12 protein-coding genes are annotated in these 14572 nt (G+C 52.5%); 5 read left to right on the plus strand and 7 right to left on the minus strand.

The window, feature by feature from the left end:
- Window positions 1-263 precede the first annotated feature (263 nt).
- Complete coding sequence (locus tag DFK10_RS15840; RefSeq protein ID WP_109390008.1) at window positions 264-830, plus strand: tyrosine-type recombinase/integrase; 567 nt, start codon at window positions 264-266, stop codon at window positions 828-830.
- Here the strand turns inward: DFK10_RS15840 and DFK10_RS15845 are convergent.
- From DFK10_RS15845 to DFK10_RS15860, 4 genes are all read right to left on the minus strand, one after another.
- Window positions 805-1170 (minus strand): hypothetical protein, encoded by a 366-nt coding sequence (locus tag DFK10_RS15845; RefSeq protein WP_146193292.1) that lies wholly within the window; start codon window positions 1168-1170, stop codon window positions 805-807. The two genes, DFK10_RS15840 and DFK10_RS15845, sit on opposite strands and share 26 nt — an antisense overlap.
- Window positions 1171-1185: 15 nt before the next feature.
- Window positions 1186-2433 (minus strand): tyrosine-type recombinase/integrase, encoded by a 1248-nt coding sequence (locus DFK10_RS15850; RefSeq protein ID WP_109390010.1) that lies wholly within the window; start codon window positions 2431-2433, stop codon window positions 1186-1188.
- Between the two features lie 579 nt (window positions 2434-3012).
- Window positions 3013-3714, minus strand: a complete 702-nt coding sequence (locus DFK10_RS15855) for a response regulator transcription factor (RefSeq protein WP_109390011.1) — start codon at window positions 3712-3714, stop codon at window positions 3013-3015.
- Window positions 3707-5098, minus strand: coding sequence for a sensor histidine kinase (locus DFK10_RS15860; RefSeq protein WP_109390012.1), 1392 nt, complete (start codon window positions 5096-5098; stop codon window positions 3707-3709). The genes DFK10_RS15855 and DFK10_RS15860 overlap by 8 nt, the downstream gene beginning before the upstream one ends.
- A 241-nt stretch (window positions 5099-5339) precedes the next feature.
- On the opposite strand from DFK10_RS15860, the gene DFK10_RS15865 reads away from it, so the two are divergent.
- The 3 genes from DFK10_RS15865 to DFK10_RS15875 all read left to right on the plus strand — a co-directional run bounded on the left by DFK10_RS15865 (window position 5340) and on the right by DFK10_RS15875 (window position 11950).
- Window positions 5340-9026, plus strand: coding sequence for a beta strand repeat-containing protein (locus DFK10_RS15865; RefSeq protein ID WP_146193293.1), 3687 nt, complete (start codon window positions 5340-5342; stop codon window positions 9024-9026).
- A gap of 335 nt (window positions 9027-9361) precedes the next feature.
- Window positions 9362-11011, plus strand: coding sequence for an autotransporter outer membrane beta-barrel domain-containing protein (locus DFK10_RS15870; RefSeq protein WP_146193294.1), 1650 nt, complete (start codon window positions 9362-9364; stop codon window positions 11009-11011).
- 423 nt (window positions 11012-11434) lie between these two features.
- Window positions 11435-11950 carry a hypothetical protein gene (locus tag DFK10_RS15875; protein ID WP_109390015.1) on the plus strand — a complete coding sequence of 172 codons (516 nt, stop codon included), beginning with the start codon at window positions 11435-11437 and terminating at the stop codon, window positions 11948-11950.
- 224 nt (window positions 11951-12174) lie between these two features.
- Here the strand turns inward: DFK10_RS15875 and DFK10_RS16370 are convergent, their stop codons facing one another.
- From DFK10_RS16370 to DFK10_RS15885, 3 genes are all read right to left on the minus strand, one after another.
- The gene (locus DFK10_RS16370; RefSeq protein WP_146193295.1) at window positions 12175-12534 is read right to left on the minus strand and encodes a hypothetical protein; all 360 of its coding nucleotides are present in this window, start codon (window positions 12532-12534) and stop codon (window positions 12175-12177) included.
- 129 nt (window positions 12535-12663) lie between these two features.
- A complete protein-coding gene (locus tag DFK10_RS15880; protein WP_235866867.1) occupies window positions 12664-12990 on the minus strand; it encodes a DUF6626 family protein in 327 nt (108 codons plus the stop codon).
- 143 nt (window positions 12991-13133) lie between these two features.
- A complete protein-coding gene (locus tag DFK10_RS15885) occupies window positions 13134-14063 on the minus strand; it encodes a hypothetical protein (RefSeq protein ID WP_109390016.1) in 930 nt (309 codons plus the stop codon).
- A 147-nt stretch (window positions 14064-14210) separates the two neighbouring features.
- On the opposite strand from DFK10_RS15885, the gene DFK10_RS15890 reads away from it, so the two are divergent.
- Window positions 14211-14468: a hypothetical protein gene (locus DFK10_RS15890; protein ID WP_109390017.1), complete on the plus strand. Its 258-nt coding sequence runs from the start codon at window positions 14211-14213 to the stop codon at window positions 14466-14468.
- Window positions 14469-14572 lie beyond the last annotated feature (104 nt).

Raw genomic sequence — 14572 nt, forward strand, 5'->3', positions numbered from 1 at the left:
TGTTTTTCTGCGGCTGCAAGCACAGCAGCAAGCAACCGCTCTGTGACGGCGCCCATAGCAAGCTGTAAGGGGCAACTGCCGCGTGGTTTTCACGAGCTGCGCGGCAGCTGCAAAAATCTCACACAATAAGCATTCTGTGAGAATTTCGCATAAGTCATTGAATTTACTGAAAGACCAATTTTCACCATTTCCGGTCGACCAACCGAAACCTCAGACTTTATGCTCAAGCATATGAAAACACGAGGTTTTTGGGAGATTGCACCATGCGCCAAGCACAGACACTGAACGAAGCGCAACTGCGTCGTGTACTACACTACTGCCGCAGTCGTCGTCATCCTACACGTGACGAGACAATCATCCTGTTCAGCTTCTACGCGGGGCTGCGGGCAAAGGAACTGGCGGCGCTGAAACGCAGTGATGTGTTCGACGAGGCGGGTGCTGTGCGTGAACAGTTCATCCTGTCAGCGGCACAGAGCAAGGGCGGCAAGACCCGCACTGTGTACCTCAACCAACGCTTGCGCAGGGCATTGGCCGAGTATGCTGCTGGCTTAAACCTGAACGATCCAAACCAAGCACTGTTCGAAAGCCAGAAAGGCGGGCATTTCTCAGCCAACACCATGTGCCAGCTGTTCCTGGACATCTACAAGGCCTGTGGTTTGAAAGATGCCAGCAGCCACAGCGGTCGACGCACCTACATCACCAGACTAGCCAACAAGGGCGTGGGCGTGCGCTTGCTGGCAGAACTGGCGGGGCATTCTCACATTTCGACAACACAAAGATACATCGATGTGAACGCGGAGCAGCTCAGCGCGGCAGTGGAGTTGCTGTGATGTCAAACCAAGGCAAGTAGCGCTTCGGTATCCGGTCAATTGCAATATCACCGGCCCAATAAGCATCTTTTCCTTTCTCACTCAGCTTTTCAAAATAATTTTTAAATGCGTCAGCATCATGTTCATCCTCGATCGTTGACAGAGCATCAGCATACATGTGCTGCAGAAAGTCTGCTATGTCATCCCGCAGTAACTCTGCAGGGTCTAGCCGCTCCATCAGTTCTTGATGCTCAAAGTATAAAGCTAACCTTGGTAAGGTTTCACGCACATCTTCAGTGACCTTGGCTCTTGGGACCGTGAGGTCCAATAACATCATCAGTTTTTCATCTTTTTTATCCATTTAGCCACCCTCCGCTCACGAAACGTTTTCTGTCGATTGTCTTGACGCATATTCCTCCGACGACAGCTCGTAGCGCTTGCCAGTGAACATGTCCTTCTTCATGCGCGGTGTTAGGTGGCTGTAGTGCCGCTCAATCATGCCAATCGACGTGCCCATCTGCCGCGCCAGTGCGTGGATATCCATGCCGTCGTTGACCAGCGCAAACGTGGCATAGGTGTGTCGCAGGCTGTACAGCACACGGTTTTCGCCGGTCTTGGGGCACTTCAACAACCCACTGTCTTTGAGGAACGCTTTGAACGTCTGACGCAGGTGCTCAGTCACAGACCCGTCAGGCAAGCAGAACACGGGCAAATCCCACTTCTGCTTGAGCATGTCGTAGAAATCCAAGTGTTTGATCGCGTCAGTGCGTGAATGAATGCGCTTGAGATAGTCAATCACCCCCGCCCGCCCAATCGCTTCGTGTGGCTTGGTTTTGCCATGCAGGTAGAACTCTACGTATTCCAAGCCCTTGTCCGTAAACACGGTCACGTGCTTCCAACGCAGGTTTTGATCTTCAGTGCCAGGTCGCATGCCTGTGTTGGCCAAGATCAGCACATAGTCACGCAGCAGGTAGCGCATGTCGCGTGACTTGCCGCCTTTGCCCTGCTCAATCCAGTGCGGCAGCTTGCGGATCATTGTGCGATAATCTTCCAACGTGAAGTCAGGTCGCCGTTGAGCACCATCCCCTTTGTTTGTGAGTATGGGCACCTTGCCCTGCGTGATGAAACCGCGCGCCACTGCCTCTGCGTAGACCTTGTTCATGGCTGAGTTATGCGTGTTCAGCGTCGATGCTTTGGGTTCATGGCCGATCACTTTGGTGCGCCAGCGATTGAACGCCTGAATTTTGTCGTGGTCGATGCTGGTGATGAAGGTCTTGCCAAAGAACGGGATGAAGTACTTGTTCAGCGCTTTGATGTAGTCCCGGTAGACCTTGCGCCCTGCATCCGCGTCCAGCTGCCGCTGCATATCCGCAATCGCCAGCCGCGCCACGTCCTCGAACCGTTTGGTCACAACTGGCAGGTCGTGCTTGGCTCGAAAACGGTAATCCAAGTACTGGTCACGGGCTACAGTCTTGGCTTCTTCAAGATCCCGCTTGCCTGTGCTGATGCGCACCCAGTGCTCGCCAATCTTGAACGTGGCCTGCCAGCGCTTGCTGTTGCCGCGCAGGTAGACCTTTACAGCGCCGTCCAGCAGCGTGTGTGTGTTTGCGCTGAGTGCGACCATACCCTAATTCCCTACTACTCATCGCACAGTACGGTTTTGTGTTGGCATTGTCAGCCTGAAAGGTTGGGCACGTGGAAAGACTGTGCAAAAAAGGGTGTTTGCAACTGCTGTGTAAGTGCAAGCGTTCCAAAACAGTGTGTTCTAAACCCGGTTTCAAAACAGTGTGTTCGTTTGCTGTGTTGCACTTGGTGTGGTCAACACATTGATTCCAAACACTGTGTTCAGCACAGTGTTTTTCAGCCACCAACGCACGACAAAACTGTGCGATGAGTGTGCAGCACATTTCGTAAAACTGTGCTATGCTTAAATGTTTGTTTTTATTGGTAAAATTGGTGCCCGGGGGCGGAATCGAACCACCGACACGAGGATTTTCAAGACTTGCGTTATTTTTAAGCGCTTGAAATTAAAGTGTTATTTAGCGTTAAAACGAGGTGTGCGATATAATGTGTGATGCTGCGCTAACGCTTTAGCAACGCAAAACACTGTGTTCAACACAGTAACCCAAAACACTGTGTTTGACCACAGTGTTCGCACACAGTTGTGGAAACACAGTCTCGCCACACACTGTTTTGGCACAGCTCAATCAATCACCCGTGCATTGCCATGGAACACATAGCCTGCGTTGCGCAAAGCTTTGACGGGCAGCTTAACATCGCTGGTGTTGGCACGGGAACGCACACGAGAAATCAGAACCTCCAACGCTCGACTGTAGGCTTTGGCCACATCGATCCTGCCCGTTGCAGCCTCGGTAAGCTCTTCTTTGCTCACTGCCTCTGGTGCGTGACTGAATAAGGCCTCAAAAACGCGGAATTCACTCGCCGACAGGCCAATGCAATCATCAGCAGGTGAAATCAGTGTGCATCGGGACCGCGACAGCAGCCAATGCGCCTTATCAGTTCTTGCACATTCAGCAGAATGCTTACCAAGAATGCGACTGACCACCAAAAAAAGCTCTGGAAGGTCGACAGGCTTACCGACGAAAAAGTCGGCCCCTTTTTCCAGTGCTGACAATCTGGTCGTCAGATCACTATGCCCTGAAACCATGATCGTTGTTATCAGATCGCTTTTGCTTCTGACGATTGGCAAGGCATCAATACCCGATAAGCGCGGCATGTCGATGTCCAGTAAAATCACTCGAAGGCCATCAAGGCTCATACTTTGTAGCAGACGCGGATCGGTTGCAGTAAGAACCGGTATCGACCGAGCGTCAAAATAACTCGAAACGCTGTCGCAAAAATCATGATCATCATCGATCAGCAGGATTTCAGCAGGATCAACCATCAGCGCCGTCTATCCTGGCTAGTGGAAGCTCCAAGCGTATCACGGATGGCTTCTCGCTGACCACATATGCGGTACCCTCATGGGTCTGTGCAACCTGAGCAACGACATACAGTCCAAGGCCACACCCGGTCAAGGCAGTGGGAGTTTCATCGTCAAGCTTGTAAAATTTGCGCCACACCTTACGCCACTCAGCGTTCGGGATGCCCGGACCGTCATCCCGTACGTCGATCTGAACGTTCCCGCCAACACTGCCAATGTTAACCGACACGCCTTGTGTGCCGCTTCCAAATTTCTTCGCATTTTCAATTAGGTTGCTGATCGCAATGTCGACAAGCAGCGGATCACAGCGCATCTCTTGGTGGCCCAGTTCAGCCTCGACCGAGACTTCAACACCCCATTTGGTCGTGATATCCCGTGCGATCTGAGCAACTGGAAGATGGCTCCAGTTAGGCTCCGCAAACAGCTCAGCAACATCGTGATATTGTGAAATACCTTCTAGGTATTCAGTGGCTTGTGCTGTCAAAGCGTTCAAGCGTGAAGCCTTCGATTGGTCTAAAACCGCATCCTTAGAACTTTGGGCATGAAGCACAGCTTGTATTGCAGCAAGTGGCCTTTTGAATTCATGCAGTAGCAGTTTCTGTAGGTTCTGCTGCTCTTCATTTGCCATTGCCAACTGACTGGAGAGCTCTTTTTCATGCTCCAATCGTCTTTTGGCTTCCTGCAGGGCTTTTAGGTTTTCTCGCTGGATGATCGCATTGCCGTTTATGAACTGCGCAAGAGAAAACAGGAATGTGGCAGCGATAGACCAGATAAAAAACATTGGATCCCAAATGCTCAATAAAAATAACCCATCCGTCAAAGGAGTGGCAGATAGGAAACGCGCTGCTGTAAAAATTATATTAGCAGTCGAAAACCCCATCAACATCAGCTTTCCCAAGCGCATATCCTTAGCGACGGAGCGATACGCACTTAGCCCCAATGCAGTCGAGAAAAGCAAAATCCCAGCAGAAACAACTAAAACACGGTTCTCGTATGTATTGAAAAATATGTTTACTATAATCACGGCTGCGCCGTATATCATCAGTGAAGCTTCGTCGAGACGCCTCCAATTCGTGAGTTGGTATATACTACGGACTGACTTCAGATTAAGGTAATATCCTGCGCCAACAAGCATGTTGCTGACCGTGAGTGACAATAGTCCCGGCAGCACATCACGTATTGCGCTCAGCGCAGAAGCTGCAAAAATCAAAAACATCCCTGCACTCGCATACCGCCAAAACGGCACGTCTCTATGAGCCACTGCGAACATTGCAAAGGTGACCGATGGCACAAGGAGTGCCGCCGCAAGGAGCGCGGCGAAACGTAGGTAAAGGTCTTCAGTCAAAGTTCACCACGCAAACAATGATTTCCTGAAGGGTGGCTTAACTTGACTGAAGCGGCAAGTCACGTTGAAAGCCCTGAGAGCTTTTGAGAGCAAAATATAACAATCTTCAATGTGCAGATTTCGGTGGGTGCCATAGTCACATCGCACGAACTACGTAGGTTTTATCATGCATTCGATCCTCCGCCAATTGTCAAGTCACTGCAAAAGGATAGCGCTTTCCTGTCTTGGCTGTACCGTAATTTTGACTGCACTGATGGTTTTTTCCGTTAGCCCCGCATGGAGCCTTCCTCTTGCGGGTGATGGGGATAATATCATTATTTTGGGATCCAACAAAGATTATAAAGACCTTGGTGACGGCTTAGTAAGCGACGATGATTGTAAATTTTCCTCACACTCATTCCGGAATGATTACTCTAATAATCAAGTTGAAGCAATTCGCAAAAAAGGACTTGATACTGTATATATGTTTCGTATTAGTTTTAATTCAGATGCAACTGTCTATTACCCGGATCAGATATACTACTATGCAAATGATGAGCCCCACTTAAATGGCTGGGAAACTCCTGGCGATCACGGATATAATCCTGCAGCTACCGGACCGATTACAAGCGGCATCATCGAGCGTTGCTATGGGCTGACCTCGAACAGCGTTTCAAATTTTTCTACGGTCGGGGGGGCGGGGACCAACATCGAGGAGCTGAGCTTCTTCGGTGTTACCTTTGTTGTTGGAAACCGGCGCTATCGACTCGGGGTTGATGAAAATGGGCCGGTCAATACTAGAACAGATGCGAATTTCCAGCCGACAGTTGAAGGTGTGCCGTCAAACCTGACAGTCGCGGAAGACGATGTGAGCGACATCGACTTAAGCGCTGTAACCTTTGGCGATCCTGAAAATGACACTCTCACTGCCACGCTCAGTGTAGACAGCGGATCCTTCTCAACCCCGGCTGATGGCTCCAGTAATGGAGTTACAACTTCCCTTGTCGATGGCACAACGATAACCCTATCTGGCGTTGCTGCTGACATAAACACATACCTCGATACGGTGGGTAACCTTAAATATACCACAGTTACCGACGCGGTAGGTGCTAATGTTGCCACGATCACGCTCTCGGCAAATGACGCTACAGGGAGCCTCGCTGCCGATCCAACCATTCCAATCCTTTCTATTGGCACACCCGACGTTGTAAACGTATCAGCCAGTACGCCAGACGGACACTACAGGGAAGGTGAGACGGTAACTGTACAAGTGTCGTTCGATGAGGCTGTCTCTGTAACAGGCACCCCTACGCTCACGTTGGATGTTGGAGGCGGAGGCCAGGGGGTGAATTACTCAAACGGTAGCGGTTCAAACACGCTGAGTTTCGAGTATGTCGTGCAGGCTGGTGAAAACACACAAGAGCTTGACTACACGACCACCTCCGCGCTGAGCCTTAGCGGTGGAAGCATAAGTGGGAACGGCTACGCCGCTGATCTCACGCTCGCTGCCCCAGGAACGACGGGCTCACTAGGCGCGAACAAGGCCATTGTGATCGACACGACTGCTCCGATGGTAACGGATTCTGGGATTTCCATCTCGGGTGCCACTGGCACCGACGGAGCTTTCAAGGTCGGCGACACCATCACAGCAAACTGGGACACATCGGGCAGTGATGGAGATATCAACATCACAGGCAGCCTTGGCAGCGTAACGGTAGATTTTTCAGCCTTTGGTGGTGGGAGTGCCGTTGCCGCAAGCCTTACAGGATCAACTTGGACAGCTAGCTACACTATCGTGGCCAATACCAGCACGTCGGGTACAAACCTTAATGTCGCGGTTACTTCTACTGATGAAGCAGGCAACGCCACGACGGCGACTGACGCAAGTAATGCCACCGTTGATGCATCCCCACCTGTCGTGACCGCCGCCAACATCAGTTTGAGTGGTGCAACTGGTACAGGTGGCGCTTTCAAAATCGGCGATACCGTCACCGCTAGCTGGGACGATACGGCTAGCGGCGACAATAATGGCGATATTGCTTCTTTATCCGTTGACTTCACAGAGTTTGGAGGCGGTGCAGTCGCAGCAACCAATAGCGGCGGCACATGGACAGCCACCTACACTATCACAAGCGGCTCAATTGACCTTACCAATAGAAACGTCTCGATCACGGCAATTGATACGGCAGGTAACAGCTCAAACCAAACGGGTACCAATAACGCTGTTGCGGACAACATCGCCCCAACTGTGGTGGATGCGGATATTGCCGTATCGGGTGGCACGGGTCCCTCTGGCGCCTTCAAGGTTGGGGACACGGTCACGGTTGAGTGGACGGCAAACAACACCGATACGATTGATACTGTCGAAGTCGACTTCTCTGCCTTCGGCGGCCCTGCTGCTGCAACAGCAACAGAAAGCGGTGGTGTGTGGACAGCCACCTACGTGCTAACGGCAGGGTCACTGTCCAGCAGCAGTCTGCAGGTGTCTGTCACTGCCTACGACGATGCGGCCAACCCGGTGAGCACAACCAAAGCCACCTTGTACGCCGCCAATACTGTCTCTCCTACAGTTGTGGTCGCAGGTCCAACCGAGATTGTGACCGAGCAGTTCACGGTCAACATCACCTTCAGCGAAGCGGTATCCAGTGACCTGATCGCGTCAGAGCTCCGCATTGAAAATGGCACAGTCGCGAGTGTTGCCGCCGTGTCAGGCTCATCGACGCAGTTCACAGCGGCCATCGACCCCGTTCTTGGCAACAGCGTCTTAGTGCAGGTCTTGGCTGGTGCCGTTACCAACACAGCGGGTGGCAACCCAAATACAGCCTCCAACGAGTTCACTGTTTTTGCAGGCAGTGTCGCAACTGCCTTTGACGAATACAGAGAAGAAATTCAGCAGGTGCTCGTGGATGAAGCGGAGCGCTCTTTGCGCAGTGCGCTGTCCAGCAACCAACGCATGACGCAAGACGCTCGCCAACGCTTCATAGCAGATCAACGAGAGCGCGAGGCATGTGCTGAAGAAGATGCAGCAGCTGCTGAAACTTCGAGCTGCGAAACTGGTACTGTCTCGCGCAATAATGTGCCTTTCGACGTTGATGGTAGCTTTGAGATCAGCGGGGGAACACTCAGCACACGCGGGAACTTCTTTGAGCAGACGGGTAACTACGAGGGCACCTATCGCCGCCTGTTCTTCGGTGACTTTGACATCCAGCATGATGCCGACACCGACAGCACCACGGCCACCCTCACCGCTCGTGTCGCTTGGGAACACTTGCTCTCAGAGCAAACCATGCTGGGCTATTTTGTGGGCGGGGAGTTGGCACGCTCAACCCTCAACGGAACATTCGATGGCGACCAAGACCGCTTTGGTGTGACAGCGGGTGGGTATGCCGTGCACCAATTGGCCGAACAGGTTTACTTGGATGGCTTCCTCACCTTCGGCGCGGGTCGCAACGATCTGGAAATGGCCAATGACGTGCTGGCATTGACCAGTGACTACACCACACGCACGGCCACGGCCGGTGCGGCGCTCTCAGGCGTCTACGAGTACGAGCAATACGAGTTCCATCCCGAATTGGCTTTCAGCTACGGCAAGACCTGGATCGGCAATGTGGAGTTTACGGGCCGTGCTTATGGCTTGGTGGATGATACGCTGAGTTTGGATGCCGGGTCAGTGAGCATTGCGAACCTCACACTGCGGCCAGAAGTGATCTGGGCACTGGACGCCGATACTGTGGCCGAGAGTAAGTCCCAATTCAGCTTTGCACCGCGCTTGATTTGCGAAAGCCGTCACACCGTGCGGCGCACAGATGACTGCGGTGGTGGTGGTGAAATTGGGTTGAGCAGTCAATCTGACGATGGCCTAAGTCATGCAGAATTCCGCGTAATTATGGACCGCGTAGGAGGTAGCACTCGCTCAAGCTATGCGTTCAATCTCGAACATCGGTTCTAAAACCCACTCACGAGAACCAAAAGGGCGGCTTTCGGGTCGCCCTTTTTCACATTCATTTGGTATGCGCATTGCGGGTTCCGTTGAGGCCACCATGAACGGCACCAAACAAACAACGGCACCAGAAGCGCCGCGCTCAGACGAGCGGTAGGGCGCGTAAAGGTCTATGTGCACGGTCGCCCCATTTAGTTAGGAAATACTGCACACTGAAAGGGCGAGGAGCGAGCCAAGCCTCTCACCTGAGAGATTTTGAGAGGAAAAGATACTTATTTTTGGTGGGAGGCACGCAGACCGACACATACTTTTACGAACAAATGTCAAATCGAAACGAGGGCCACGTGACCGACTTCACCCGAAATACGCAGAAATACACGAAGCGATACGCGAGCAGACCGATTCTCTGCATGGCATTTTTTGCCATACCGATGGCTGTGAACGCGGCGACCCTAGAGCCACCAATCCCCGCATCAGATGTTTGGAAAGATTCATATGGAAACGATTATTCGTCTAATGAGATTGCCACTTTCAATGCGTCCGATACGAGTATAAAAAACTTCACGGGAGTAGAAGAATGCTATGTGTATTTTGACGATCCAAGCTCACCCGGAGGCTCCGATTCGATATTTGGGGGTATCGCATCTTGGGTTTCGCCTTTTGATGCCGAAATTCTTGCTAGTTTAAGTTTAGACGGACACATTGGAGGCGACGCGCATTTCACCGCAACTTTGAGCTGGCAAAAAGACAACGGTCCTCCGTCGTTTCCGCTGGAGGTTGACCTGCCAGTTTTAAGTGCAAGCTACCTTCCGGATGCCAACATTCAGCCGGCCCATCCAGACTCAATCACCCTCCGCGTAACCTTAGATGAAATACGCGACGCCGCGGATGAAGAATATATCGAAGGCTGCCTTGATGGAGCGTCTAGTGATAGCAGCAACGCTGCTGGCTCCGAAGATGGTTTTTCGGACGTCGCAGAAGTTCTGACCGATGCCTCCGAACGTGCGCTCAATAGCACAATTGCCGCTAACCGGAACCTAACACTGGATGCACGGAAGCGCTTCATCGAAAGTCGTCGTCAGATAGGGGGAGAAGGCTCGGGCCTTGCCAGCCGCAATGTTGTTGGTTTTGATGTAGACGGCACGTTCACCGCCAACAACGGCCGCATCAGCACACAGGGTACGTTCTTCGAGCAGTCCGGGAACTACGAGGGCACCTACCGCCGCCTTGCCTTTGGCGAATTCAACGTCCAGCATGACAGTGACACCGGCAGCACCACGGCGACGCTCAGCGGCAAGCTCGCTTGGGAGCGCATGCTCGATCAAGATAACATGGTCGGCTACTTCCTTGGCGGCGAACTGGCCCGCAGCGATATCGATGGTGTCTATGAAGGGGACCAGGACCGCTTTGGCATCAATGCCGGGGCCTATTTTGTTTCGGCCCTACAGGAAAACCTCTACGCCGACGGCTTCGTCTCCTTGGGCGCTGGACGCAATGATCTCGACATAACCAACGGTACGCTTGATCTGCAGGGTGATTACACGACCCGAAGCGCGACAATTGGCGCTGCCCTCAGCGGCGTGATCGAGCGCGACGGCTACGAAATCTGGCCGGAAATCGCGCTGACCTATGGTTACACAGACCTAGGCACGGTGGGCCTCACGGATCGCAACGCCACGAGCACGGATAATCAGGTTTCGATTGACGCCGACAGCGTGTCTATCGCCAATCTGACGCTGCGCCCTGAGTTCCGTATTCCGATGGACGGGTTACCGAGCTCCGAAAGCCTGTCGCTGTTCACATTCGCCCCACGCGTGATTTGCGAGCAGGTCAAGACGATTGGAACAACAGAAGACTGCGGCGGCGGCGCTGAATTTGGCTTCAACACAACGTCTCAGGATGGCAACAGCCGTTTTGTCGCCCGTATCAAGGCAGACCGTATTGCCAGCTCCACGAGGACGGGCTTTGAGCTTGGCCTTGAGCATCAGTTCTAAACACCACTCATGAGAACCAGAAGGGGCGGCCTGCGGGTCGCCCTTTTTCACATTCAGTTGGTTGGCACATTGCGGGTTCCGTTGAGGCCACGGCGACGGGCATCTGCGCTATGCATCTCTCCCGTATCATCAAACCTTCGCCAAACCACCCGTGCTCTCACCAAAGCTGTGCCCTATTGGTTCTAATCTGCACACACAGCAGCATTTGGTCGTTGCCCGCTACACACGGTGCGGGCTGGTACCAAGTGACGGCCACAGGGCGCTTGTACTGCGTCTTTGATGCCATAGGCTGAGTTCTTCTGGATTGGTTTCGTTGAACGGACGAGACTTCCTGCGCTTTTCAGTTGTTGCATCGATTGTCTGACCAGCTACGATTGCTGCGTCTAGCTAGAAAAGTGATCATCAGATTGAGGAGGCAAAACGATGCGATTTATTGATAACATGCTTCTAAATTTCAATGCCAACTGCAATCGAGACGAGGTCTTTCTTGGCGACTACAAAGAGCGCGTCGAGCACGAGGGCGAAATATCCTGCATGTCATTTATCAATAGAATTTGCCCATCAGAAGAACCGTATGGAAGATCGATCCCCTATAAATTTCAAATGCGCTGCGACAATTTCAATATGCATGCTGAGATCAGAGCAACATTGCACCATGATCGTAAGCTGATTGATCCAGAAGACTTGATCGAGATTGGAAATGACTTGAATAGTGAGTTTTCCTTCTGTCCGTTCTTCTTTGATCGAAAGATGGGCCGTGGAGTAGTTGCAACTGAGTGGAATATGTTCGGCATGTACATCCCGGCTGATAGTAAAGAAGACGAATGCGCAATTGAAGACGGTTTGGAAGTGAGGCGCGACATAATGAACCGTTTCTCGCAACTTTACTGGAAGCTCAACGAAGTTGCTAAGGCCTACATTAAGCACGATTGCGTCTAGCTCAACTGCATCTGCGCTATGCCTCTCCGCCTGACGGTCAAGCTCGCGCTAAACACTCCTGCTCACATCAAAGCCGTGCCCTATCCGCTCAAATCTGCACACACAGCGGTGATTGGTCGTTGCCCGCTACATGGGGTGCGGGCTGGCAGCGGTCGGGCGCTACAGCAACAGCACAGACGCACGCTGACGCCACTAAGCCGCTGGTGCTGGTGTGCCAGCCGTCGTCAGTGGGCACGGATTGGCGTTTGTGGACTCTGAGGTTTCAGCCGATCAAAGTCAGCTTGTGTGATGCCTGCGGCAATTCCACTGGTGGAGCCAGCACTTGGTGGATTTTGGTCTGGCGCTGTTTTGGTCGGTGGTGGCGCTGGGGGTTGGAAGGGCTTGGCACCTTTGGGCTTGGGCGCACCTGACTTGGCGTTGCGCTTGACGTCTTTGCGCTCCAACCGGCGGTCCAGCTTGTTTGTGAGAAAGCTGGCGGCGTTCACAAAAGTCTTGATATCTTCAATAGCCTGCTCAAGTCCGACACTGTTGGCTGACTGCTCAACCGCATCAATCATGCGGCGCATTTCTTCACGGTCGGTCATCGTCGCGCTCCGCCCCACCGTCGGGAGGGCTGCCAAAGACCACCCCAAAAATGTAAGTACTTCCCACCAAAATTTTGCGCAGTGGGAATTTTCACCTGCAGAGGGAATTTCGACCACACCATCATGCTGTCATAGCCCCATACGCTCCGCTGTCATCCACTTGGCGCGCGCTTGGTCTTCCATGGCCTGCTGACACAACCGCTGCAGTCGATACAAGTGGTTGCTTGTTTCACGCTGTTCGCGCTTGCTGCTCTTGGCAAGGTGGCGCGCATAATATCCCAGCTTGCTGGCACAGGTGGCCAGCGCATCCGCACTTGGCGGCAGGTCACGGAACCGCAAACCACGCATATAACCCTCATCCTTGGCCAACCAGCTTACGCAGAACTCCCTGTTGGAGCTGATCACCCCGCAGCTGGCCAATTCATCACGCACCTGTTCCAATATCTGTCTCGACATACTCATACTCCCGTTTGCTACACAGGTATTTATCCCAGTTGTGCGCAAACACCGTGGTCGTGACGCTGTGTTCAAACACTGTCGTCCAAACACTGTGTTTTAAAGACTGTGTTCCCCCTGAATGCCGTAAAAGACTGCTTCGATCATAGGCCGTGTTCGTGCCGCTTGATGCGTTTGATTTCCTCGCGCTTCCAACGTTTGCGGCCCGCTATGAGTTTGTAAAGATAGCTATAGTCAATCTCGACCGCGTTTTCGTTGCGCTCATAAACGGGAAACCGGCCACGTGCCGCATTCTCTGCAATCATTCGACCACGGCGTAAGGCGCGACTGGTGAGGATGGCCATCATTTCACGGTCATATCCATCCTCACCGCGTGCTCTTGGACCGCTGTAGTCAAGAACAGGGCTATATGTATCGCTCAACTTTGCACGTGCCCCAATCCGCCACAAAGATTGACTGCGCATCGCACTGCGCATCCACAGCGCCCCAAGATAACGAAACAGCGTATCCTTATGGTGGCGCTGACCAAGCAAGGGGTATTGTGCCTTTGGCTCAATCAGGTTTTTTTGGTCATCCGGAACTTTATCCAAGATCGCATTGACCTGTCGAGTAATGCGCCCTTTGGGTAGCCCTACTGGTATGGCAATAACGACTGAACGCTGACGGCCTTGCGCAGTCCAAGCACCGTCAATGAACTGCTCAACCCGATCTGTCAGCTCAGGACGCTTGCTCTTGGTATGGGGCAAGTAGGCAATCCGGCGCACCTGAGGAGGCTCACCCTCAAAGCCAAAACGGATCAAGCCAACCTTGCGCCACCATATGGGAAACAAAACACGCTGCACATTACCAAGATCATCATAGACCGACAGCACAGCGTCAAAGTCGTCCGGCAGTTTGTCCTTGTCACTGTCACGCAAGGTGCCTGCTCGAAACCGCCGCGCCAGCTCATAGCTTGGGCTGACCGCCAGAAACTCAAACCACAGCATATAATATGCCAGCTTGGTCACCCAAAAGCCGTCTTTGCGACGGTCTGCTGAGGTGAAATCCAAAATGCTCGTTGGCAGTTCGCCCATAGCCCACTCCTCATTTTCACTGAAAGTATAAACTCATAAGGATTATAAGTCTGCAGATAATGGGTTTGCCTGCTTAACTCCAGTACACCTTTCTCATCGGCGCAACGCAGTGTTGCGTCGCATTGCAAACATAGAAAGGACAACGCAATGAAAACTACTTTTAAAACTAAACTGCACGACACACTTACAACGCTTGTTGCACAGCGCGAGCACTGGGAAAACGGCGTATACAAGCAAGCAAACGCAGAGCTGTACGCGATTTTGGAACAGTGCGCTGGCATTTATGCACAACTTAAGGAAGACAAAGCACATGCGCGTGCGTTTAATGCGCTGGCGGAGGAGCTGGGCATTACGTTTAACAAAGGCACAAGCTTGGCGCTTAGAGATATGCCCAAAAGTTGGTGACGGCCGTCATCAGGCGGCGGCTTGAAGTTGCTTGATCCCGTCTTTGAATTCAATCCCCTGAATAACCTCGGGCAGACGGCTTGGCCCGTTGATCTTCCGCCACT

Source organism: Salibaculum griseiflavum, assembly GCF_003129565.1.
Lineage (GTDB): Bacteria > Pseudomonadota > Alphaproteobacteria > Rhodobacterales > Rhodobacteraceae > Salibaculum > Salibaculum griseiflavum.